Consider the following 21,824-nt stretch of genomic DNA (forward strand, 5'->3'; position numbering starts at 1 on the left):
GGGGCGCCCACACGGCGTCCCGCCTTTGGTGCTGATACAGGACAACAGCTTCCGCAGCCCACAAGGCTTTCCGGAACACACATTTAGGTACCAATGACAACACTTATCGAGGCGCCGCCGACCGACGGTGAAGGCCTCCTGCCGATCAAGAAGAAAACGTCCGGTGGGGGACTGGGCCGCTACATCCTGATCAGGTTCTTCCTGATCTTCCCGACGATCCTCATCCTCGTCACCATGGTGTTCTTCCTGATGCGCACCACCGGCGATCCCATTACGGCAGCCCTGGGCGGCCGGCTGCCGCCGGAACAGCTCCAGGAGCGCATCACAGCCGCCGGTTATGACCGGCCAATTCTGGTGCAGTACTTCGAGTACCTGGCCCAGCTCATCACCGGCAACTTCGGCACCACCCTGTCCGACAACCGCCCGGTCTCGGAGATGCTCCTCACTTACGGCGCGGCCACCCTGGAACTGACCCTCAACGCTCTGCTGGTGGCCCTGGTCGTCGGCATTCCGCTGGGCCTGATCGCCGCCCACCGGCGCGACAAGGGTCCGGACGCCGGGCTGCGCGTCTTCGCGATCCTCTGCTACGCCACGCCGGTCTTCTTCTCCGGGCTGCTGTTCAAGCTGACATTTTCCGTCTGGCTGGGCTGGCTCCCGGTCGCCGGACGTGCCACGCCCGCCAATGAGCTTGCCCTGACCTCGCTCGAGTCACCCACGGGCATTTACTGGCTGGACGCCATCCGCAGCGGCAACATGGCCGCCCTGGCCGACGTCATGGCGCATGCCGTGCTCCCCGCACTCGCCCTTGGCCTGCTGACCGCCGGCATCTTCCTGCGCCTCGTCAGGACCAACGTGATCGGCACGCTCGGCAAGGACTACGTCGAGGCCGGCCGTTCACGCGGTGTCAGCGAATACCGTCTGGTCACCAAGCACGCCTACAAGCCGGCCCTCATTCCCATCATCACCGTGATGGGACTCCAGATCGCCGTGCTGCTGGGCGGCGCGGTGCTGACCGAAACCACCTTCGAATGGAAGGGCCTGGGCTTCCAGCTCGCGACCTACCTGACAGCCCGCGACTTCGTGGCCGTCCAGGGCATCGTGGTCCTCCTGGCCGTGATCGTGGCTGTTACCAACTTCTTCGTGGACATTCTCGCCGCGCTGATCGACCCCCGCGTGAGGTACTGATATGAGCACCACTGCCGTTATTGAACCCGTCAAGGATCCCCGAGGGCCTTGGTTCCGGCGGCTGCCGGTCATCTCGCACTTCAACAAGAGCGTCGGCCTGCAGCGGGGCATGCTTGTGGCCGGGCTGATCCTCACCGCGGTCTTCCTGCTGACCGCGATTTTCGCTCCCCTGATCGCGCCGTTCGGCTTTTCGCAGATCTCCGACGCCGAGGGCAACTTCCCGTCGCAGCAGGCACCCGGCGGGCAACACATCTGGGGCACCACCGTGGGCAGCTATGATGTCTTCTCCCGCGTCGTCTGGGGTGCCCAGACAGCCGTCCTCGTGATCATCGTGGCCGTGGTCATGTCGATCTTCATCGGCGTGGCCCTGGGCCTGGTCAGCGGCTACATCGGCGGCTGGCTGGACCGGACCCTCGTGGTCATCGCGGATGCCATCTACGCGTTCCCGCCCCTGCTCGTGGCCATCGTCATGGCGATCGCCATCAGCGGCGGCCGGTCCAGCCTCTGGGGCGGCATCCTCGCTGCGGCAATCTCCATCACGGTGGTTTTCATCCCGCAGTACTTCCGCGTCATCCGGGCCGAGACCATCCGGCTCAAAGCGGAACCGTTTGTGGAATCGGCGAAGGTTGTGGGCGCCTCCAACATCCGCATCATGCGCCTCCACGTCTTCAAGAACGCCACCCGCACCCTGCCCCTGATCTTCACCCTCAATGCCTCCGAGGCCATCCTCACGCTCGCCGGCCTGGGCTTCCTGGGCTTCGGCATTGAGCCGACGTCGGCCGCGGAATGGGGTTTCGACCTCAACAAGGCCCTGGCGGATACTACGTCCGGCATCTGGTGGACGGGCGTGTACCCCGGCCTCGCGATCGTCCTCACCGTCCTCGGACTGACGCTCGTCGGCGAGAGCATCAACGACCTCAACGACCCCCGGCTGCGGGGCCGCAAGAAGGCTGTCTCCGGCAAGGGCGGCCCGGACTCCACCACCGGCGCCCAGGCCGCACCCGAAGCAGAAGTGAGAAGTTCATGACCATCAACATCGACAAGCAGGGCACCGGCACCGGCGCGGGCCCGGTCCTCGACATCGACCACCTCAAGGTCACCTTCGCCACCGACGCCGGCGATGTGTACGCCGTCAAGGACGTCAGCCTCGAGGTCAACCCCGGCGAGGTCGTCGCGATCGTGGGCGAATCGGGCTCCGGCAAGACCGTCACCGCCAAGACGATCCTTGGCCTCCTGCCGGAGACCGCGATCAGCTCCGGGGCGGTGCTGATCAACGGCAACAACGTCATCAGTGTCAGCCCGGCGAAGCTCCGGGAAATCCGGGGCCGCGACGTGGCCATGGTCTTCCAGGAACCGTCCACGGCACTGAACCCGGTCTTTACGGTTGGCTGGCAGATTGCCGAAGGCATCCGCTCCCATGCACGCCACGGGGGAGGCGGCAGCATCAGCGCCAAAGAAGCCAAGACCCGCGCCATTGAGGCGCTGCGCAAAGTGGGGATCCCGGACGCCGAAACAAGGGTCAACTACTACCCGCACCAGTTTTCCGGCGGGCAGAAGCAGCGCGTGGTCATCGCCGCGGCGTTGGCCCTGAACCCGGGGCTCATCGTGGCCGACGAGCCAACCACAGCGCTGGACGTTACCGTGCAGGCCGAAATCCTCGAGCTCCTGCGGGATCTCCGGGACCAGTACGGCACGTCGATCGTGCTCATCACGCACAACATGGGCGTGGTGGCGGACCTCGCCGACCGCGTCGTCGTGATGTACCAGGGCGACGTCGTCGAAGAGGCAACCTCGCGGGTGCTCTTTGCCGAGCCGAAGCAGGATTACACCAAGAAGCTCCTGGCTGCGGTGCCGCACCTGGGCAGGAACTCCGCTTCCGAAGGCATGATGGAGCGGGCGCACCAGGGCGGCGAGGTGCTCGTTGAGGCCAAGAACCTCACCATCGAGTACCCGGGCCGGCTGGGAAGCCCCGCTTTCAAGGCCGTGGACGGGGTCAACTTCACTCTGTCCGCGGGCGAGGTTTTCGGCCTGGTGGGGGAGTCGGGCTCCGGCAAGACAACGATCGGGCGGGCCATCGCGGGCCTGAACCGGACCACCGGCGGCAGCCTGAACGTCCTGGGCTACGAAATGCTCAACCTGAAGGAGCGCACGTTCAAGCCGCTGCGCAAAGAGATCGGTTTCGTGTTCCAGGATCCGGCGGCGTCCTTCAACCCGCAGCTGACCATCGGCGACTGCATTGCCGAGCCCCTGGTCATTCACACCAAACCAACCCCGGCCGAGGCCAGGAAGCGGACCAGGGAGCTGCTGGAAGCCGTGCAACTGCCGGCCGCCTACGCCGACCGGTTCCCGCATGAGCTCTCCGGCGGGCAGCGGCAGCGTGCTTCCCTCGCGCGGGCGCTCATCCTGAACCCGAAGCTGCTCATTGCCGACGAGCCGACGTCGGCCCTGGACGTTTCGGTCCAGGCCGTCGTGCTGGAACTGTTCAAGGACATCCAGGCCGAATTCGGCTTCGCCGCGCTGTTCATCAGCCACGACCTCGCCGTCGTCGACATCCTGTCCCACTGGGTCGGTGTCCTCTACAAGGGCAAAATGGTGGAGCAGGGTCTCGGGAACCAGGTGATGGGCAATCCGCAGCACGAATACACCAAGAAGCTGATTGCCTCCCTGCCGGTTCCGGATCCGGACGAACAGGCCAGACGCCGGCAGGAATTCCGCGCAGTCCTCCACAGCTGAGCCGTTCCGCAAGTTATCCAAGGGACATGCCCGCCGTTCGCAACGAACGGCGGGCATGTCCCTTTCCGCACCCCGGAGACGGGACGGAAGGCCACCCCGGGCAGGCCGCCCGGGCCCGCTTAACAGCAGAAGTGATTAGCGCCGGTGCCCCTAGACTGGAGCAATGACCGAGCAGAACCAGACTAATCCTGACGCCGATTCCTATGACCCCGGGGCCAGCTCGCTGGCCGGTCAGGTGGATCCCGCGGTGATGGCGGAGCTGCTGTCGATCCGCTCCAGCATCGACAACATCGATGCCACCCTCGTCTTCCTGCTCGCCGAGCGCTTCAAGGCCACCCAGAAGGTCGGATTCCTGAAGGCAGCCCACAAACTTCCCGCCGGGGACCCCGGCCGGGAAACAGCCCAGATCGCGCGGCTGCGACGCCTTGCCGCGGAGGCCCACCTGGACCCGGCCTTCGCAGAGAAGTTCCTCAACTTCATCATCGGCGAGGTCATCCGGCACCACGAGGCCATCGCCGAGGACCATGAAGCGGCACTGGCCGCCGATCCCGGGGCCACCAACGCCGTGCGCCAGCCGACCGCCGGCGAAGTCCCCGGCGCCGCAGGCCCGACCGTCTCCGCCACCGCCTAGCCGTGGCCGGACCCCAAGCAGCGCAGCCGGAACAGGTCACCGCCACCGCCCTGGGCACCTGGCCCGGCGAGGACCCCCTCGAAGCAGCGCGCATCATCCGCGGCGAGCTCGGCAGCCCGCACCTGCCATTCCTGGCCGAATTGCCGGACCGGGGCGTCGGTTCCGACGCGCTCGGCCGGACAGCGTCCCTGTTGGTGGACCTCGCCGTGGACGTCCAGCCCCACGGCTGGCGGATCGTGGACCGTCCCGGCAAGGATTTCCGGCGGGCGCATTCGGCCCTGTCCACCGACATCAACATCCTTGCCGACGTCATCGGCGCCGAGGACACCCCGGCCACGGACATCAAGGTCCAGCTCCGCGGCCCGCTCAGCCTTGCCGCGGGCCTGCACCTCCACAACGGCGAGCGTGCCCTGATAGACCATGGTGCCCGCCGCGACCTCGCGGCTTCGCTGGCTGCCGGCGCCGGCGGCTACCTCAGCCGTGTGGCTGCCGCGGCCCCCGGGGCCCGCATCGTGGTCCAGATCGACGAGCCGGAGATCGCCTCGGTACTGGCCGGCACCATTCCCACCTCCAGCGGCTACCGGACCCTGCGCTCGGTGCCGGGCCGGGAAGCCACCGACGCCTGGCAGCTGGTCATCGACGCCCTGCGGGCGGCCGGCGCCGTCGAGGTGGTGGTGTCCGTCCCGGAAGTCGAGGCGCCGTTCGAACGGATTTTGGCGGCCGGCGCCGACGGGATCGCCGTGCCCCTGCGCGCGCTGACGTCCCGGCAGTGGGAACAGCTGGCCGGCGCTGTGGAGTCAGGTAAGCGGCTGTGGGCCGGGGCGCTCGACGTCGCCAATCCCGCCGCTGCGCTTCCCCGCGTCGCCGACGTCGTGGAGACCGTCTGGCGGCCGTGGCGCCAACTGGGCCTGCCGGCGTCGACCCTTGGCGCCTTGCGGGTCACGCCGTCGGACGGGCTGTCCGGTCATTCGCCGTCATCCGCGACGGCGGTGCTGGGGCGGCTGACCCAGGTCGCCGACGGCCTCAACCAGCTCGCGCTCGGCTAGCTGCGGGCTTCCCAGCGTTCGGGCCGGGCCCGGTCCGGAAGGTACCCCGGGGCCGACTGGCCGTCCGGGTACGGTTCCAGCCGGTAGTCGAAGTGCCCGGCATAGACGAGGACCAGCCCCAGCTGCGGCTGGATCACCTTCACCTGGATCCGGTGCTTTCCGGCTGGGCCCTCCTCCGGAGCCCACCACTGTTCGGCGTACGCTTTGGCATCAAGGGCGGCCGGCAGGGGAATCCGGAGCGGGCCCAGGAACAGCCGCGACGCCTCCGAAACCCCGCGCAGCCTGCCGCCGGCGGTGACGCCGAGGTTGAGGTCGGTCACGAGCCGCCTGTACCGCCCGACGTAATCCACCAGACCGTGCCGGCCGCCTGAATCATCGAAGCTCGTGGTGTCGTGGAACAACCGCGTGGTGCCCGGGAAGAAGATTTCGCGCCGGGCGGTGAGGCTGGACCGCCCGAACGGGTCCAGGTGGGCATGATTCTCGATCCGGAAGCGGATGCCCTCCCCATATTCCGGGAAGAACGACTCCTCGCCGGCGGCGAGGCGCAGCAGCGGGCGCAGCCATTTCTGCCGGCAGCCGACGACCTCGAACACGCCCTCGCCGACGCCGTAGCGGCCGGATCCGGGAGCGAGTGAGAAGTACTCCTGCAGCTCCGGCTGCAGGAGCGCAAAGTCCGCGCCGAGCGCAAGCTGATAGATCGGGGTGCTCACAGAAACCTCCTGGGTTGCCGGCCTGGTGCCGGGTTCCTGCCTACAGCCTGCGGCACAAACGGGGGTTTGTCATAACCCCGGCTGCGGCGTCGAAGTGCGGTCCGGGCGCCGGCGGCGCCATGCCCGGGCACCGCCGAATACGACAAAGCCATTTCAATAGGGGAATATATACATATGAAGGCACGCATTCTGGTAGTGGACGATGACGAGGCGCTGGCCGAGATGATCGGTATTGTGCTGCGCAATGACGGGTTCGAGCCTGTCTTCTGCGCTGACGGCGGGAAGGCCCTGGAAGTTTTCCGCGCCGCCAAGCCGGACCTCGTGCTGCTTGACCTTATGCTTCCGGGCATAGACGGCATTGAAGTCTGCCGCCAGATCCGCGCCGAATCCGACGTGCCGATCGTGATGCTCACCGCCAAGGCAGACACCTCCGACGTCGTCCGTGGCCTCGAGTCCGGCGCCGATGACTACGTCCCGAAGCCGTTCAAACCGGCCGAGCTCGTCGCCCGGGTCCGGGCCCGGCTCCGGCCCGGCGACCAGAAGGCCCCGGAGACGCTGCGCATCGCGGACGTCACGATCGACGTCGCAGGACACCTCGTCAGCCGCGGCACCGAGCGCATCTCGCTGACACCGCTGGAATTCGACCTGCTGGTGGCACTGGCCCGCAAGCCCTGGCAGGTCTTCACCCGGGAACTCCTCCTGGAGCAGGTCTGGGGCTACAGGCACGCCGCCGACACGCGGCTGGTCAACGTCCACGTCCAGCGGCTGAGGTCAAAGATCGAACGTGACCCCGAAGCCCCCGAAGTTGTATTGACGGTCCGTGGTGTCGGCTACAAAGCAGGTTCCTGAACCGTCGGACCGCCGCCCCGGAAATGGTCCGGCGGGCGCACCCGCTCAAGGGGCCGCTCCGAAAAGTGCTGCCCGCGCATCGGTTGATCTCCGCGAGCCTGGCCTGACCGTTCCCGCCGCCGACGCACCCAGTGCCGACGCACCCGCTGCCGGCACGCCGACGGCGGCCCCGGAGCCGGCCGCCGTCGAACCCGAAACAGCCGACGCCGATACCGCCGACGCCGGCGCGTTCGCACCCACAGCCGCTGGGCACCACGACGGTCCCGCCGGCTGGCATGCCGTGGGCTTCCAGACCAGGATCTGGGTTAAGCGCGCCCGGATTGTGGGCGTGCGCGTGGCGAGGCTGGTCCGGATGGGAGCCACCCGCCTGCTCCCCGGAATCCGCTACCTGCTCCGTTCACTGCACAGCAAATGGCGGCGGTCGATGCAGTTCCGGACCGTGCTGACGACGCTCATGCTGGCGATCATGTCCTTCGCCGTCGTCGGCGCGTACCTGTCGAACCAGATCGCCAACAACCTCTTCCAGGAACGGCTGGCCCAGGCCGAGTCGGAGACGCGCTACAACGTCAAACAGGTCCAGGACACGTTCGACGGCGCCCAGGTCACCGATCAGTCCAGTGTCATTACGCTCGTCTACGACACGCTGAACGCCGTCGAGGGCCGCGGTTCGGTGATTCAGCGGCGCTACGTCTTTGAGGCCATGCCGGAACAGACCAAACCCCGCAACCGCTGGGTGGAGTCACGGGCCTCGGACCAGCTCACCATCAGCGTCATTCCGACCGACCTGCGCAAGGCCGTGCAGGATTCGGGCAAAGAGCAGTTCTGGGCATCCACGGAGTTCCCGGTGGGTACCGAAGACCGGCCCGGAATTGCCGTCGGCAACAAGGTCACCTTCAACGGCACGGTCTATGAGCTCTACCTGATCTATGACCTCAATACGGCACAGAAGACCCTTGACGAGATCCAGAACGTGCTGCTGGCCGGCGGCGCGGTCCTGGCGCTGCTGATTGGCGCCGTGGCCTGGTACGTGACCCGAAATGTCGTCAGCCCGGTCAGCCACGCCGCTGTCGTGTCCGAGAAGCTCGCGGCGGGGCAGCTGCAGGAACGTATGGTGGTCAAGGGCGAGGACGAGGTGGCGCGGCTGGGGGCCTCCTTCAACCACATGGCCGCGAGCCTCCAGGAGCAGATCACGCAGCTTGCCACCCTGTCCCAGATGCAGCAGCGGTTCGTTTCAGACGTCTCCCACGAACTGCGTACTCCGCTCACGACCGTGCGGATGGCCGCCGAAGTCCTCTACGACGCACGCGAGGACTTCGACCCGATCAACAAGCGCTCCGCGGAACTGCTCTACAACCAGGTGGAGCGGTTCCAGTCTCTGCTGGCCGACCTGCTGGAAATCTCCCGCTTCGACGCCGGCGTCGCCACGCTCGACGCCGAACCCGGCGACGTTGTGCAGCTCGTTGCGCACGTGATGGAAGGCGTTGCCCCGGTGGCGGCCGAGTACGGCTCCGACGTCACCCTCAACGCGCCCCGGGACAGCATCATCGTGGATATGGACGACCGCCGGATCGACCGGATCCTGCGCAACCTCATCCTGAACGCGCTGGAACACGGTGAGGGCCGCCCGGTGAACATTTCCGTGGCCGCCAACGGCAACTCCGTAGCCGTCGCAGTCCGGGACCACGGCATCGGCATGACTCCCGCGGAAGCGGCACGCGTGTTCGACCGTTTCTGGCGAGCTGACCCGGCCCGGGCGCGCACAACGGGCGGCAGCGGACTCGGCCTGTCCATCGCCGCCGAAGACACGAAACTCCACAACGGCTGGCTCCAGGCCTGGGGAAGCAAGGGCAGCGGCGCGAACTTCCGCCTCACCCTCCCGCTGCGCCAGGGGGAGACCATCACGAAATCGCCCCTCCAGCTGGAGCCGGTCGACGTCGGACTCCACGGCACGGGAAGCGAACGCACCATGCTGCTGCTGGACCCCTCGCCGGCCCCGCGCGTTGTCGGTGCCGGCAAGACCGGTACCGGAACCACGGACCCCGGAAAAACGGGCACCGGATCAACGGGAACCGGAACGAAGGAGGGGTCATGAACGGTGCCACTCGGAAGACCACCCGTGCCGCGGCCGCGCTGCTGGCGGTGCTGTTGTTCCTGCTGACGTCCTGCGCGCAGATCCCGCGCTCGGGCCCGGTGGGAAAGAGCACTGACGAGAGCGCGGGGAACCCCAACAATGCCCCCGTGTTCTTCCCGTCCGCACCCCGTGCAGGTGCCGGGCCGGAAGCGGTCATCGAGGACTTCTATCTCGCCGGCAGCGGCTACGAGGACGACTACGCGGTGGCACGCCAGTACCTCACCCAGGCGTCGTCAGTGACCTGGAAACCCGACCAGCGGGTGCTCGTCTTCCGCTCCGCGCGGGTGGTGCCGACCGGCGTCGAAAACGTCTTCAACTACGAGCTGGACCTGTCCTACTCCGTGGACGCGGACGGTGTGGCCACCCAGCTGCCGGAGGGGACCAAGGAAAACATTCCCGCCACGCTGACCAAGGTGGACGGTGAATGGCGGATTGCCGAACTCCCGGACGGCACTGCGATCCCGGAGGAGACCTTCAAAGTCATCTACGGCGCCTATCCGATCTATTTCTATGACCCCACGTTCACCTACGCCGTGCCCGACGTCCGCTGGTTCATCAAAAAGAAGACCGTCAAGGCCATGACCAGCGCGCTGCTCGGCGGCCCGGCGCCGTACCTCAAGGGCGCCGTCGTCAGCGCCTTCCCCTCAGGCATCAAGCTGGCCCGCGAGTCGGTTCCCGTGGTCTCCGGCGCTGCCCAGGTGGACCTCACGGCGAAGGACCTTGTGGAGGCTTCCAACGAGGACCGGCTGCGGATGCAGACCCAGCTTGCCCTCACTTTCCGCAGCCAGCCGGATGTCATCAACGTCGAGTTGAGGGCCAACCAGGACCTGGTGCGCGTGGAAGACAACGGTTCGGTCCTCCCGCCGATCCGGGACAAAAACGTCCCGGCCCGCCAGATCGCCGTGAGCAACAACGATCTGGTCCGGTATGAGAACAACAGGATCTCGCCGCTTCCGGACATCCAGCCAGTCTCGTCCCTGTCGCCGCGGGCACCGGCGGAGTCGCCCGTCTCGCAATCCGCGGCCTTCCTCAACGCCGGACGCGGCACGCTGTACTCCGTCGTGCCCGGCCAGCCCGCGAGGTCCCTCACCACCCGCGCCACCCTGACCCGCCCCTCCTTCGACCGGTACGACTGGGTCTGGACGGCCGGGCCGGGAGCCAACGGCGCGACGGAACTGGTCGCCTACCGGCCGGCCGGCGTGGCCGAAGGCACCAGCGTGCCCACTGTGACGGTGTCGCCGGCGTGGCTTTCCGGACGGACGGTCAAGGAATTCAAGGTCTCCCGCGAGGGCACCCGCGCCCTCGTCATCACGGAGCAAAACGGCAAAACGAAAGTCCAGATAACCGGCATCGTCCGGGCAGCGGACGGAACGCCCAAGGACCTGACCGTGCCGATGACCCTCCTCGCGTCGAATGACCCGGATCAGGGCGTGTGGGTGGACGACTCCACAGTGGCTGTGATGAAGGGCTCGCCAAGCGACGCCGTCGCCCCCGAGCTGCTGTTCCTCACCTCGTCGCAAACGCAGAAGCTGGCGCCCTGGCCCGGACTGACCGCGCTCAGCGCGGGCAACGGCGGGGAAGAAATCTACGCCCAGTCGACGGAAGGCATCTTCCAGCGGATCGGCAACGGATGGTCCCCGCAGCTCAAGGGGCCGATCGATCCGTCCTACCCGGGCTAGCGCTACGACCGGGCACGGCCGGGACCCTTCGGCAGCCGTGCCCGGCCGGTGCGGGGCGGGTCACTGCGTGGCTGCTTTCCACATGGCGCCACCGGGGCCTCCCGCAGGCAACCGCGCGGGCGGAACCTTGTCACGTGGCTATTTTCAGGGAACTCGGTGACACCGGCCGTGGTGGAAGTGCCGGCGCCAGGGCTGGTTCCGGCGTCGCAGCCAACGTCGGGGCCGGGTCCAAAGGCAAGAGAACCCGGACCCGCGCAGCCCGCGGGCTGAGGAGAGCTGTGGACCCCGACCTGGCACCGCCGGCAACGGCTGCGGCCAGACACCGTGGTGGCTACCGCCGTCCGTTGTCACGGCTGGCGGACGGGGCCGCGGCCGCCGCGGCCGAAGTGCTGGCACTCGCCGCGCCGGTGGACTGCGTCTGTTGCGGGGCTGAAGACCTTGCGCTCTGCGGCGGCTGCGAACGGCTGGTCCGGCAGCTGATGCGCACACCGTTCCGGGCGGAAGCGCGGGCCCCGGCCCTCATGGACGTGGACGGCTCGGTGCTGCTGCCGGTCGTGGCCGCCGGTGCCTACCGCGCGGAGCTGGCCCTCGCGGTGCTGTCCTTCAAGAAGCACGGCCAGGGACAGCTCGCGGAGGTCCTGTCAACGGGCCTGGCCCGGGCCATCCGGGCTGCCGCCGGGGAGGACCCGGGGGTGCTGCTCGTACCCGTGCCAACGAGCGGAAGCGCCTTTCGGCGGAGGGGCTTCAGTCCCGTCCATGTGTTGCTGGGCGGCCTGGGACCACTCCGCGCGGCGGGAGCCGGCGGGCAATCCGGCCTGTCCACCGTCCACGCTCTCCACAAGGCGGGGCTGCGGGCCCGCAGGGGGCCGGCCGGGCGAGGAGCCCCGGGGCCGGCGCCGGGGTCCCCTTACGGTCTCCCCGGGTTCCGGGGACAGCCCGGCGGACAAAAGGGGCTGGGCCGCGGGGACCGGGCGCAGCGGGTGCGGGGATCCATGCGGGTACGTCGCGGGCTCTTCGCTCCGACCGTAAACGGCCGGCCCTGCATCATTGTTGACGACGTGCTCACCACGGGCGCCACGTTGGCCGAGGCTGCCCGGGCGTTGCGGGCGGCCGGGGCGCTGGTGACGGGCGCCGTCGTCCTCGCCGCGACACGCCCGCCCGGCACGCGAGACTTCGGCGCAGCCGGCCCCGCGATGGCAGGGAAGCGGCCCGTCAATGAAAAAAATAAACCAAAAAAGGATGAATAAGAGGTTGCTATGAACTAACGTCGAAGATGGGTACCAAGAACAGATGTACCTGTCGATAGCGGCTCGGAAAGGGGCTCGACTGTCAGTCAGAACAGCCCCAGGAAGTGCCGCCGTCGTGTCACCGAAGTCATTTGGAGGGCACCATGGAGTTCATGATCAGCGGACGCAATTTGACGGTCTCGGACCGGTTCCGCGAGTACGCCGACGAGAAGATCTCGAAGATCACGTCGCTGGGGGACAAAGTCCAGAGGGTGGACGCGAAGGTTTCCAAGGAGACCAAGGCCCGGCAGACAGATGAGATGCTCACGGTTGAGCTGACCGTCCTCGGCCGTGGCCCCGTCATTCGGGCGGAAGCCAGCGCCGCCGACAAGTTCGCCGCGTTCGATCTTGCCTACAACAAGCTTCTTGAACGCCTGCGCCGGGCGAAGGACCGCAAGAAGGTCCACCACGGCCGGCACACCCCCAAGTCCGTCACCGAAGCGACGGCAACCCTCGAGCCCGCGAGCACCCGCGAGCCCATATACGAAGAGGCGAACCATTGGCTTGAGCCCAAGGAGGCTCCCGCTGAAAAATCGCCCTATGAGGTCGAGAACGATATCCCGGCCGGAGACTCGCCCGTGCTCATCCGCCGGAAGGTCTTTCCCGCATCATCCCTCACGCTCGACGACGCCGTCGACAACATGGAGCTCGTGGGGCACGACTTCTACCTCTTCGTGGACAAGGAGACCAAAGCGCCGTCCGTCGTGTATCGCCGGGACGGGTGGACGTACGGAGTGATCTCCCTTGACCAGACCTGCGAGCCCGGGGCGGCTGCGCTGGAAGAGAAGATCCTCGCTTACCGGTCCGAGGATGAGCCGGCCACCGCATAAGCTGGTGCTGACCATCCGACGAAAGGACTGACGTGCAGGAATTGCTGAGCCTCAAGCAGGCCCGGCGGATCGCATTGGCAGCCCAGGGATTGGACAAGGTACGGCCCGCCGGACCCGTGACTGCACGGGCGGTGGGCCGTACTTTTGCCCGTCTCCAGCTGGTCCAGATCGACTCGGTCAACGTGCTGTCGCGAAGCCACTACCTGCCGTTCTTCTCCCGCCTTGGGAACTACGACCGCGCCATCCTTCAACGGATGGCCGGCACCCACCCGCGCCGCATGATGGAGTACTGGGCGCACGAGGCGAGCTTCATCCGGCCCGACCACTTCCAGGACCTGGTCCTGTGGCAGAGCCGGAAATGGGTGGGGGCGCATGCCATGGACCCCGAGCTGCGCAGCGGCGTTGCCGAGCGGGTGCTCGAAGCGCTGGCAGCCGGCCGGCCGATGACCGCCGCCGAACTCACCGCCCGGCTGGGTCACGTGGAGGACCGGCCGCAGGACAACTGGGGGTGGAACTGGAACGCGGTCAAGCGGGTCCTGGAGCACCTCTTCGAAGCCGGACTCATTTCGGCCGCGTCCCGCACGGACTCCTTTGAACGGCGCTACACCCTTACCGCCAAGGTCCTACCCGCCAGACCGGACGCAGATCCCGACGCAGCCGCCGACGCAGGAGACACCGGGCAGGAGCCGGCGGCAGCGCTGGTCCGCCTGATCGACGCCGCCGCCAGGGCTCACGGGATCGGCACGCTGCGGTGTTTCGCTGATTACTTCCGGACGCCCATGCGTGCGTCCGCCATTGCCGTGGAACACCTCGTTTACGCCGGCAGGCTCCAGCCGGTCACCGTGACCGGCTGGAACAAGCCCGTCTTCCGGCACGTCGAGGCCAAGCTCCCGCGCACGGCCACGGGCCGTGCGCTGCTGAGCCCTTTCGACTCGCTGGTCTTCGAGCGGCGTCGGCTCGAGGACTTGTTCGGTTTCCATTACCGCATCGAGATCTACACGCCGGAGCCGAAGCGCCGGTTTGGCTACTACGTGCTGCCGTTCCTCCTGCGCGACGGGATCGTGGCCCGCGTCGACCTCAAGGCCGACCGGGCCAACGGCCTCCTGCTGGCCCGGGCTGCGCACGCGGAGCCGGGCGCCCCGGCCGACACCGCCGTCGAACTCGCCGCGGAACTGCAGCTCATGGCAGAGTGGCTGGAACTGGACCGGATTGTTGTGTCCCCGAAAGGGGACCTGGCGCCGTCACTCGCGGACGCCGTGTCCGGCGCGGGAAGCGGTGTATCCGCTCTGAGGGAACAGGCGTAACCGGCGCTGCGTCTCTCCCGTAGACTAAACACGCCAGAATTCGGCAGCTTGAGACTGGGAGCAACTTCACGTGGCATCACTTATCGAAAAACTTCTCCGCACGGGTGATAAAAAGACCCTGAGGCAACTGCGGAACTATGCCGATTCCATCAATGCCCTGGAAAGCTCCTTCCAGACCTTCACCGACGCCGAACTGCGCGAAGAGACCGACCGTCTCCGCGCACGCCACGTTGACGGCGAGAAGCTCAACGACTTGCTGCCAGAGGCGTTCGCCGCCGTCCGCGAAGCCTCCTCGCGCACCCTTGGCCTGCGCCACTTCGATGTCCAGCTGATGGGCGGCGCCGCCCTGCACCTGGGCAACATCTCCGAAATGAAGACCGGTGAAGGCAAGACGCTGGTGGCCACCGCTCCGGCCTACCTCAACGCACTGGCCGGCAACGGCGTGCACGTCATTACCGTGAACGACTATCTGGCGGAGTACCAGTCGGACCTCATGGGCCGTGTCTACCGGTTCCTTGGACTGACCAGCGGCTGCATCCTGTCCAACCAGGACCCCGCCGTGCGCCGCGAACAGTACGCCGCTGACATCACCTACGGCACCAACAACGAATTCGGCTTCGACTACCTGCGCGACAACATGGCGTGGGACAAGTCGGAGCTTGTCCAGCGCGGCCACAACTTCGCCATCGTCGATGAGGTCGACTCCATCCTCATCGATGAGGCACGTACGCCGCTCATCATCTCCGGCCCGGCGCAGGGCGACACCAACCGCTGGTACAGCGAGTTCGCCAAGGTCGTCACGCGGCTCAAGCCCGAGGATGACTACGAAGTCGACGAAAAGAAGCGCACCGTCGGCGTGCTCGAGGCAGGCATCGAGAAGGTCGAGGACTACCTCGGCATCCACAACCTCTACGAGTCCGCCAACACCCCTTTGATCGGCTTCCTCAACAACGCCATCAAGGCCAAGGAACTCTTCAAGCGGGACAAGGACTACGTCATCCTCGACGGCGAGGTGCTCATCGTTGACGAGCACACCGGCCGTATCCTCGCGGGCCGGCGCTATAACGAGGGCATGCACCAGGCGATCGAGGCCAAGGAAGGCGTCGAGATCAAGGCCGAGAACCAGACCCTTGCCACGGTCACGCTGCAGAACTACTTCCGCATGTACGACAAGCTGGCCGGCATGACCGGCACCGCCGAGACCGAAGCCGCCGAGTTCATGAGCACGTACAAGCTCGGCGTCGTTGCCATCCCCACCAACCGCGACATGACGCGCATCGACCAGGCGGACCTCGTCTACAAGAACGAGACCGTCAAGTTCGACGCCGTCGTCAAGGATATTGCGGAGCGGCACGCAAAGGGCCAGCCGATTCTTGTCGGCACCACCAGCGTCGAGAAGAGCGAGTACCTCTCCAGACTGCTGGCCAAGGAGGGCGTCCGGCACGAGGTCCTCAACGCCAAGAACCACGCCCGTGAAGCCGCGATCGTGGCACAGGCCGGCCGCAAGGACGCCGTGACCGTTGCGACCAACATGGCAGGCCGCGGCACCGACATCATGCTCGGCGGCAACGCCGAGTTCACCGCCGTCGCCGAGCTCGCCAAGCTCGGGCTGGACCCGGAAGAGAACTCCGAAGAATACGAAGCTGCATGGCCGGCAGCCTTCGAAGCCGCCAAGCAGTCCGTGAAGGACGAGCACGAGGAAGTCCTCAACCTCGGCGGCCTGTACGTGCTGGGCACCGAACGGCACGAATCACGCCGCATCGACAACCAGTTGCGCGGCCGCTCCGGCCGCCAGGGCGACCCCGGCGAGTCCCGCTTCTACCTGTCCCTGACCGACGACCTCATGCGCCTGTTCAATTCCGGCGCGGCAGAACGGCTGATGAACAGCTCGGTGCCGGACGACGTCGCGCTCGAATCCAAGCTGGTCTCGCGTGCCATCGCCTCGGCCCAGGGCCAGGTGGAGGGCCGCAACGCCGAACAGCGCAAGAACGTCCTCAAGTACGACGATGTCCTGAACCGCCAGCGCGAAGCCATCTACGGCGACCGTCGCCGCATCCTCGAAGGCGACGACCTGCACGAAAAGGTCCAATACTTCCTGGAAGACACCATCACGGCGTTCATCGACGAAGCCACCGCCGAGGGCACCGGCGATGACTGGGACTTCAACCTGCTGTGGTCCAACCTCAAGACCCTCTACCCGGTCAGCGTCACCCCTCGCGACCTCATCGACGAGGCCGGCGGCAAGTCGCGGATCACCGTGGACTTCCTCAAGGAAGAGATCCTCTCCGACGCGCGGCTGGTCTACCAGGCCCGCGAAGAAGCCATCGGACAGGAGAGCATGCGCGAGCTCGAGCGCCGCGTTGTCCTCTCAGTGATCGGCCGCAAATGGCAGGAACACCTCTATGAGATGGACTACCTCAAGGAAGGCATCGGCCTGCGCGCCATGGCCCAGCGCGACCCCCTGGTGGAATACCAGCGCGAGGGCTTCATTATGTTCCAGTCCATGATGGAGGCCATCCGGGAGGAAAGCGTCGGCTTCCTGTTCAACCTGGAGGTTGAGGTGACACCCGCCGAAGACGTGGTGGTCGCAGACGCCGCGGGCGGACACACTGAACATCATGAGCCGCAGATCCGGGCCGCAGGACTGGAAGCGCCGGAAAAGCCGGCCCAGCTGCAGTACACGGCCCCCGGTGAGGACGGTTCGGCCCAGACGCGTGTCGAGGCCAAGGCTTCCGGCCGGTCCGGAAACCCGGCCAAGGCCGCGGCGCAGGATGCCCCGCGCCGCGCGAACAAGAAGAAGCGGCGCTAGCTGATCTGCTGCTGGCTGTCCCGCCGCGGTCAGAACTGACGGCGCAGCAATTTCTGCGGCAAGTAAAGAGGACCGGAACATGTTCCGGTCCTCTTTCGTTGTCGCTCTCTCCTCCTTCCATCGCTGCAGTCGGTCGCCCCCAGCCTGCTTTCCGGTAACAGTGCGCGGTGGCTGTCAGCCGATTTCCAGGACCGTGACGCGCCAGGCAAGCCTGCTGCGTTCCAGCCTCAGCGCCACGGCCCGGACGCGCAGCTCCTCGACCACGACGGCGCTGGCCTCATAGACATCCGCGGACACCCGGCAGGCCCGGACCGAGCGGACGGAGGGGTTGCGGTGCAGCCGTCCCGCGGTTGGCGACGCCCCGCACGGCACCCTGCGGGTCAGCGCGGCACGGTGCTGCAGGGCAGCGAGGCAGCGCTCGTCGAGCCGGCGGGCGAGCTGCTGCGCCGGCCGGATGCCGGCCAGCACCTCGATGGCCGCCTGAACCGTGCTCCGGGAAATCGCACAGATCTCCCGGGTTTCATCGGCAACCCGAACCAGCGGCGCCGCTGGCCCGGACGCATCCGGTGCTGCGACCCCTGGGACCAGGCGCAAGGGCGAAGCATTGGCTACGTGGACTTGCGCGGCGGCGCGGGGGCTGGTCATGGCGCTCATGGTGCTTCCTTTTGCTGGGGACGGGGGCTGTTGGGGGACTGCTGTGGTTCTTATCGATGCTGGTGGTGACGACGGTGTGTCAGGGCCCGGGCGGAATCCTCAGTATCTGGCCCGGCCGCAGGAAGTGGGGGTTGGCGCCGATGACCTCCCTGTTGGCCTGGAAAAGCCGGGGCCAGTCCAGGGCTATGTCGACGTCGGAGGCGAACGGCCCCAGCCTGGCCGCGGACAGGCTCCACAGCGAATCCCCGGGGCGCACTGTCACCTCTGTCCCCTCGCCCGCGGGCCGCTGAAGGCGAAGCGGCCGGCCGGTCAACGGACCGGGTTCGATGACCGGGCTGAGTGGCCGCCATTGCGGATGGACGGCCACCGACGTGCCGGGCGGAACGGCGGGCTGAACGGCGGGCGGCGTAGGCGCCGGCGTCGGGGTCCACCCTGCGGATGCGGCCGCGGGTGCGGAAGCCGCCGGGCCCGGCGCCGGCGGCAAGGTGGACGCAGTGGCGAGCGGTGCTGTGAGCAGTTGGAGTCCGACGGCAGCCAAGGCGAGGCGGCGCATAAACGCGGGGGCGAATTTTTCCGCAGCCGAAGCGGCGCGGACCTTCCCGGACCGTTCCAGCAGCGCCGCCGCGACGGCAATGGCAAATGACATGGCCCACCAGACAGTCACGATGAGTCCGGCCGTGTTCGCCACAATGCCAAGTTGGTCTTCGAACCCGGGGGACTCGTGGCGGGCCGTCGAGGACCGCAACCGCTGGACAGCCTGGCCTCCCGTTCCGGCGAGGAACAGTCCCATCAGCAGGATGGCTGTTGCCATGGCCGCGTCGGCGGAAATCACTCGGCGGCGCGGGTACGTCGGGAGTTCTGCAGTTCTCATGTTCAGGCCGCCTCACATTGGAGTGGTTCAATTACTTGGTGTTTGATGCTGTTTGATGCACTTAGATGCAGTTTGCACTCTAACTGGCCGATTTGTCTATAGCTGCTTCGAAAAGGTGCGGTTGACCGCAAGGCAGGGCTCGCCTACGCTGGCGCCATGCGCTGGGATGCCCTCTTTGCCGATCTGGAGACCCAGATGGCCGCCGGGGAGCGCCTGGATCTCGATGCCGAAATCGCGGAGCGGACGCGGACGGAGGAGGCCTCGGTGGAGCTCGCGGACCGGCTTCGCGGCTCGCTGGGACGGCTGATTGTGGTCCAGCTCGCGTCCGGATCGACGTTCGAGGGGACCTTGAGCCACGCGGGAAGCCAAGCGATGGTGCTGGACGAACCACGGCACCAGGTGTTGGTTCCCTATGCCTCCGCGGTCCGCTACGTCGGGCTCTCCCGGCTGGCCGTAACCGAGCCTTCCAAGGTCCGGCAAGGACTTGGCCTGGCCAACGCCCTGCGCGGCCTTGCCCGGGACCGCGCTGGCCTGGGCGTCCTGACCGCGGGCGGCCTAACGGGCGAAACGACGCTCTTCGGTGTGATTGACCGGGTCGGGCGTGACTACCTTGATCTGGCGGTCACCGGGGAGGGCGAGGAGCGCCGGGCGGCCAACGTGCGGCAGGTGGCGACCATTCCGTTCGCGGCGCTGGCCGGAATCAGGTCGGCGCTGACTGCCGGCTAGCTGGCGCCCGGCCGGTAGGCGGGTGCCAGATACGGCATGGCTGCCGCGCTCGGCACATGCCGCTCAGCGGGACTTGGACTTGGCTTCTTCGATCATCCGGCTGGCTTCCGCATACCGCTCTTCGATGTACTGCTCGAGCATCTTCTCCTCGACGCGCCACTGGCCGCGTCCGCCCACCTGAATGGCCTTGAGCTCGCCGCTGCGTACCAGCGCGTAGGCGGCCGGGGCATTGATCTGGAGCTGTTCTGCGACGTCGGCGAGGGTAAGGAATCGGGGCATGGCACCATTTTGCCACCGATGAGTCCATCTGAGGCTGTTATCCACAGTTTGCACTTCTTTGTTCCTGAGGCTTCCCGTCGGGGCACGAAGGCGAAACAATGATGGTGCCCGGCCGGATTCGGGCGGCGACTACAGGGGGAGCGGGCGCATGAGTGTGAGCACGGTGGCTGGCGGGGCGAGGCTGAAGAAACCATCCTGGAAAGATCCCAAGCTCATCGTTGGCATCCTGCTCGTCCTGGCCTCCGTCGCAGGGGTCACGTCCCTGGTCGGGGCCGCGGATCAAACCGCCGAGGCGTACACCGCGCGGGAAGCGATCGCAGTGGGCGAAAAGCTGACGGTGGATAAGCTGAACCGCGTCAAGGTCCGCCTTGGCGACCTTGAGCTGCACTATCTGACGCCGGCGACCGGAGTGGCTGACGGGCTCGTGGCTGCCCAGAGAATCGGCAAGGACCAGCTGGTGCCGCGCGAGAGCTTCGGGCAGCCGGACGGGCTGGGCCGGAAGCCGGTCGCAGTCACCATTGACGAGACACTGCCGGCCCAGGCAGTTGCGGGTTCCCGGGTGGACGTCTGGGTGGCGCTGCCCGATGCCCGGAACGGATTCAGCCAGCCCACCCTGCTGTTGCCCGGCGCGGAAATCGCCCAGATCACTCCGGGCAGCACTGCCCTGGGCTCGGCACGGTCCACAGTCGTTATGGTGCTTGTTGCGGACGGGCAGATGCCTGATCTGCTGGGGGCGCAGGCCAACAAGGCAAAGATCTCCGTTGTCTGGAACCCGGGTGGGGCAGGCCGATGAGCATCCCCGTCGTCACGGTCGGAGACTCGCGCGAAGACCTGGTGGGCCGGCTGGAGCGGCTCCACGGGCCGGTATCAGTTGTGCGGCGGTGCCACGAACTGGCAGAGCTGCTGGCCGCCTGCCAGGGCGGGCTGGCCCGTGCCGCCGTCGTCGCGGAGGGCAGCGAGGACCTGACGGCGTCGCTGGTTGACCGGCTGTCCGCCGTCGGCGTCGCGGTCGTTGCACTTACGGACAATCCGGACGAAAACGTCCGGCTCCGGGGGATCGGCGTGGCCGCCGAAGGAACTGGAGTCGACGCCGCCGCCCTTGCCAACCGCATCGCGGGGGCTGTCGCACTGCTGGCCGGGACTGACCCGCTCCGGCAGACCGACACCCCCGGCCAGGCGGGCGCGGGCCTTGAGCCCGGACCGTCCGGCGGCACAGCCGAGGGACGGCCGGAGGGATCCGCCGAGGGGCAGATCATTGCGGTGTGGGGGCCCGCCGGTTCGCCTGGCCGGACCATGCTCGCGGCCAACATGGCGGCAGAACTCGCCGCCGGCGGAAAGTCGGTGCTCTTGGTGGACGCCGACAGTTATGGTGCCAGCGTCGCCGCCATGCTCGGGCTGCTGGACGAGGCGGCCGGGCTCGCGCAGGCGTGCCGCCTGGCGGATCAGGGCCTCCTCGACGCGGAAGCCCTGCTCAGGATAGCGGCACCGGTGGTCACGAGATCAGGGACCTTCCGGGTGCTGACCGGCATCACCCGTGCGGACCGCTGGACTGAACTCCGCGCAGCGGCGCTTTCGCTGGTGCTGGCCCGGGCCCGGCAAATCGTTGATGTCACTGTCATCGACACCGGTTTTTGCCTCGAATCCGACGAAGAGCTGAGCTTCGACACCATGGCGCCGCGCCGGAATGCCGCGACGCTGAGGAGCCTCGAACTCGCTGACACAGTGTTCGCCGTGGGGGCGGCGGACTCGATCGGCGTCCCGAGGCTGGTCCGTGGCCTCGCAGAGCTTGAATCGGCCGTGCCGCAGGCGTCCCCGCGGGTGGTGCTGAACAAAGTGCGGCAGTCCGCGGTGGGCCGATCCCCGGAGCGGCAACTCCGCGATGCGTGGGAGCGGTACGGCCCCACCGTCGCCATCTCGGCGTTCCTGCCGGCCGATCCGGTCTCGAGCGATGCGGCGCTGCTCTCGGGATCCCTCCTGCTGGAGGCCGCACCGGATTCTCCACTGCGGAGGGGTATCGCCGAGCTGATTTGTGCACCCGTCCAGCGAAACCGTAGATCCTCTGTATTTTCTTCCACAGCGAAGCTTCGGCTAAAGGGCTAGG

Annotated in this window: 19 protein-coding genes; 15 read left to right on the forward strand and 4 right to left on the reverse strand. The window is 67.2% G+C overall.

Annotation, left to right across the window (positions count from 1 at the left end; all coding sequences use genetic code 11):
• Positions 1 to 93 precede the first annotated feature (93 nt).
• From AB4Y67_RS04285 to AB4Y67_RS04305, 5 genes are all read left to right on the forward strand, one after another.
• Positions 94 to 1,185 (forward strand): ABC transporter permease, encoded by a 1,092-nt coding sequence (locus AB4Y67_RS04285; protein WP_441404550.1) that lies wholly within the window; start codon positions 94 to 96, stop codon positions 1,183 to 1,185.
• Position 1,186: 1 nt separating this feature from the next.
• Positions 1,187 to 2,212: an ABC transporter permease gene (locus AB4Y67_RS04290; protein ID WP_441404551.1), complete on the forward strand. Its 1,026-nt coding sequence runs from the start codon at positions 1,187 to 1,189 to the stop codon at positions 2,210 to 2,212.
• Entirely contained in the window at positions 2,209 to 3,918 is a 1,710-nt protein-coding gene (locus tag AB4Y67_RS04295; RefSeq protein ID WP_441404552.1) for an ABC transporter ATP-binding protein, read from the forward strand. The genes AB4Y67_RS04290 and AB4Y67_RS04295 overlap by 4 nt, the downstream gene beginning before the upstream one ends.
• A gap of 163 nt (positions 3,919 to 4,081) precedes the next feature.
• On the forward strand, positions 4,082 to 4,549 hold the full coding sequence (locus tag AB4Y67_RS04300; protein ID WP_441404553.1) for a chorismate mutase: 468 nt from the start codon (positions 4,082 to 4,084) through the stop codon (positions 4,547 to 4,549).
• Positions 4,550 to 4,551: 2 nt separating this feature from the next.
• Entirely contained in the window at positions 4,552 to 5,595 is a 1,044-nt protein-coding gene (locus AB4Y67_RS04305) for a hypothetical protein (protein ID WP_441404554.1), read from the forward strand.
• On the opposite strand, the gene AB4Y67_RS04310 is transcribed toward AB4Y67_RS04305, so the two are convergent.
• A complete protein-coding gene (locus tag AB4Y67_RS04310) occupies positions 5,592 to 6,305 on the reverse strand; it encodes a DUF4166 domain-containing protein (RefSeq protein WP_441404555.1) in 714 nt (237 codons plus the stop codon). The two genes, AB4Y67_RS04305 and AB4Y67_RS04310, sit on opposite strands and share 4 nt — an antisense overlap.
• 174 nt (positions 6,306 to 6,479) lie before the next feature.
• Between AB4Y67_RS04310 and mtrA the strand changes: the two genes are divergently transcribed.
• The 7 genes from mtrA to secA all read left to right on the forward strand — a co-directional run bounded on the left by mtrA (position 6,480) and on the right by secA (position 17,193).
• Positions 6,480 to 7,154 (forward strand): MtrAB system response regulator MtrA, encoded by a 675-nt coding sequence (gene mtrA / locus AB4Y67_RS04315; RefSeq protein WP_441404556.1) that lies wholly within the window; start codon positions 6,480 to 6,482, stop codon positions 7,152 to 7,154.
• A gap of 352 nt (positions 7,155 to 7,506) precedes the next feature.
• On the forward strand, positions 7,507 to 9,246 hold the full coding sequence (mtrB, locus tag AB4Y67_RS04320) for an MtrAB system histidine kinase MtrB (protein WP_441404703.1): 1,740 nt from the start codon (positions 7,507 to 7,509) through the stop codon (positions 9,244 to 9,246).
• Positions 9,243 to 10,964 carry an LpqB family beta-propeller domain-containing protein gene (locus AB4Y67_RS04325; protein WP_441404557.1) on the forward strand — a complete coding sequence of 574 codons (1,722 nt, stop codon included), beginning with the start codon at positions 9,243 to 9,245 and terminating at the stop codon, positions 10,962 to 10,964. The genes mtrB and AB4Y67_RS04325 overlap by 4 nt, the downstream gene beginning before the upstream one ends.
• A 134-nt stretch (positions 10,965 to 11,098) precedes the next feature.
• Positions 11,099 to 12,211, forward strand: coding sequence for a ComF family protein (locus AB4Y67_RS04330; protein ID WP_441404558.1), 1,113 nt, complete (start codon positions 11,099 to 11,101; stop codon positions 12,209 to 12,211).
• 143 nt (positions 12,212 to 12,354) lie between these two features.
• On the forward strand, positions 12,355 to 13,080 hold the full coding sequence (gene hpf, locus AB4Y67_RS04335) for a ribosome hibernation-promoting factor, HPF/YfiA family (RefSeq protein WP_441404559.1): 726 nt from the start codon (positions 12,355 to 12,357) through the stop codon (positions 13,078 to 13,080).
• A gap of 32 nt (positions 13,081 to 13,112) precedes the next feature.
• The gene (locus tag AB4Y67_RS04340; protein ID WP_441404560.1) at positions 13,113 to 14,384 is read left to right on the forward strand and encodes a winged helix-turn-helix domain-containing protein; all 1,272 of its coding nucleotides are present in this window, start codon (positions 13,113 to 13,115) and stop codon (positions 14,382 to 14,384) included.
• Between the two features lie 70 nt (positions 14,385 to 14,454).
• Entirely contained in the window at positions 14,455 to 17,193 is a 2,739-nt protein-coding gene (gene secA / locus AB4Y67_RS04345) for a preprotein translocase subunit SecA (RefSeq protein ID WP_441404561.1), read from the forward strand.
• Positions 17,194 to 17,367: 174 nt separating this feature from the next.
• Here secA and AB4Y67_RS04350 read toward each other — a convergent pair whose 3' ends face one another.
• Together AB4Y67_RS04350 and AB4Y67_RS04355 are read right to left on the reverse strand one after the other, a co-directional pair.
• Complete coding sequence (locus tag AB4Y67_RS04350; protein WP_441404562.1) at positions 17,368 to 17,847, reverse strand: Rv3235 family protein; 480 nt, start codon at positions 17,845 to 17,847, stop codon at positions 17,368 to 17,370.
• Between the two features lie 79 nt (positions 17,848 to 17,926).
• Positions 17,927 to 18,718: a LysM peptidoglycan-binding domain-containing protein gene (locus AB4Y67_RS04355; protein WP_441404563.1), complete on the reverse strand. Its 792-nt coding sequence runs from the start codon at positions 18,716 to 18,718 to the stop codon at positions 17,927 to 17,929.
• Between the two features lie 156 nt (positions 18,719 to 18,874).
• Here AB4Y67_RS04355 and AB4Y67_RS04360 point away from each other — a divergent pair, with 156 nt between their 5' ends.
• A complete protein-coding gene (locus tag AB4Y67_RS04360; RefSeq protein WP_441404564.1) occupies positions 18,875 to 19,444 on the forward strand; it encodes a hypothetical protein in 570 nt (189 codons plus the stop codon).
• Positions 19,445 to 19,507: 63 nt separating this feature from the next.
• On the opposite strand, the gene AB4Y67_RS04365 is transcribed toward AB4Y67_RS04360, so the two are convergent.
• Positions 19,508 to 19,723: a helix-turn-helix domain-containing protein gene (locus tag AB4Y67_RS04365; RefSeq protein WP_224047050.1), complete on the reverse strand. Its 216-nt coding sequence runs from the start codon at positions 19,721 to 19,723 to the stop codon at positions 19,508 to 19,510.
• Positions 19,724 to 19,871: 148 nt separating this feature from the next.
• Here AB4Y67_RS04365 and AB4Y67_RS04370 point away from each other — a divergent pair, with 148 nt between their 5' ends.
• Complete coding sequence (locus AB4Y67_RS04370) at positions 19,872 to 20,516, forward strand: hypothetical protein (RefSeq protein WP_441404565.1); 645 nt, start codon at positions 19,872 to 19,874, stop codon at positions 20,514 to 20,516.
• Positions 20,513 to 21,823, forward strand: a complete 1,311-nt coding sequence (locus AB4Y67_RS04375) for an AAA family ATPase (protein ID WP_441404566.1) — start codon at positions 20,513 to 20,515, stop codon at positions 21,821 to 21,823. The genes AB4Y67_RS04370 and AB4Y67_RS04375 overlap by 4 nt, the downstream gene beginning before the upstream one ends.
• The last annotated feature ends 1 nt before the right edge of the window (position 21,824 follow it).

It is taken from the genome of Arthrobacter sp. YAF17, assembly GCF_052113365.1.
Classification (GTDB): Bacteria; Actinomycetota; Actinomycetes; order Actinomycetales; family Micrococcaceae; genus Arthrobacter.

Excerpts from the sequence above, each read along its gene's own strand:
- AB4Y67_RS04285 (WP_441404550.1), top strand. The coding sequence starts at position 94 with ATGACAACACTTATCGAGGCGCCGCCGACCGACGGTGAAGGCCTCCTG.
- AB4Y67_RS04290 (WP_441404551.1), top strand. The coding sequence starts at position 1,187 with ATGAGCACCACTGCCGTTATTGAACCCGTCAAGGATCCCCGAGGGCCT.
- AB4Y67_RS04295 (WP_441404552.1), top strand. The coding sequence starts at position 2,209 with ATGACCATCAACATCGACAAGCAGGGCACCGGCACCGGCGCGGGCCCG.
- AB4Y67_RS04300 (WP_441404553.1), top strand. The coding sequence starts at position 4,082 with ATGACCGAGCAGAACCAGACTAATCCTGACGCCGATTCCTATGACCCC.
- mtrA (WP_441404556.1), top strand. The coding sequence starts at position 6,480 with ATGAAGGCACGCATTCTGGTAGTGGACGATGACGAGGCGCTGGCCGAG.
- mtrB (WP_441404703.1), top strand. The coding sequence starts at position 7,507 with ATGGGAGCCACCCGCCTGCTCCCCGGAATCCGCTACCTGCTCCGTTCA.
- AB4Y67_RS04325 (WP_441404557.1), top strand. The coding sequence starts at position 9,243 with ATGAACGGTGCCACTCGGAAGACCACCCGTGCCGCGGCCGCGCTGCTG.
- hpf (WP_441404559.1), top strand. The coding sequence starts at position 12,355 with ATGGAGTTCATGATCAGCGGACGCAATTTGACGGTCTCGGACCGGTTC.
- AB4Y67_RS04350 (WP_441404562.1), bottom strand. The coding sequence starts at position 17,847 with ATGAGCGCCATGACCAGCCCCCGCGCCGCCGCGCAAGTCCACGTAGCC.
- AB4Y67_RS04355 (WP_441404563.1), bottom strand. The coding sequence starts at position 18,718 with ATGAGAACTGCAGAACTCCCGACGTACCCGCGCCGCCGAGTGATTTCC.
- AB4Y67_RS04360 (WP_441404564.1), top strand. The coding sequence starts at position 18,875 with ATGCGCTGGGATGCCCTCTTTGCCGATCTGGAGACCCAGATGGCCGCC.
- AB4Y67_RS04365 (WP_224047050.1), bottom strand. The coding sequence starts at position 19,723 with ATGCCCCGATTCCTTACCCTCGCCGACGTCGCAGAACAGCTCCAGATC.
- AB4Y67_RS04370 (WP_441404565.1), top strand. The coding sequence starts at position 19,872 with ATGAGTGTGAGCACGGTGGCTGGCGGGGCGAGGCTGAAGAAACCATCC.
- AB4Y67_RS04375 (WP_441404566.1), top strand. The coding sequence starts at position 20,513 with ATGAGCATCCCCGTCGTCACGGTCGGAGACTCGCGCGAAGACCTGGTG.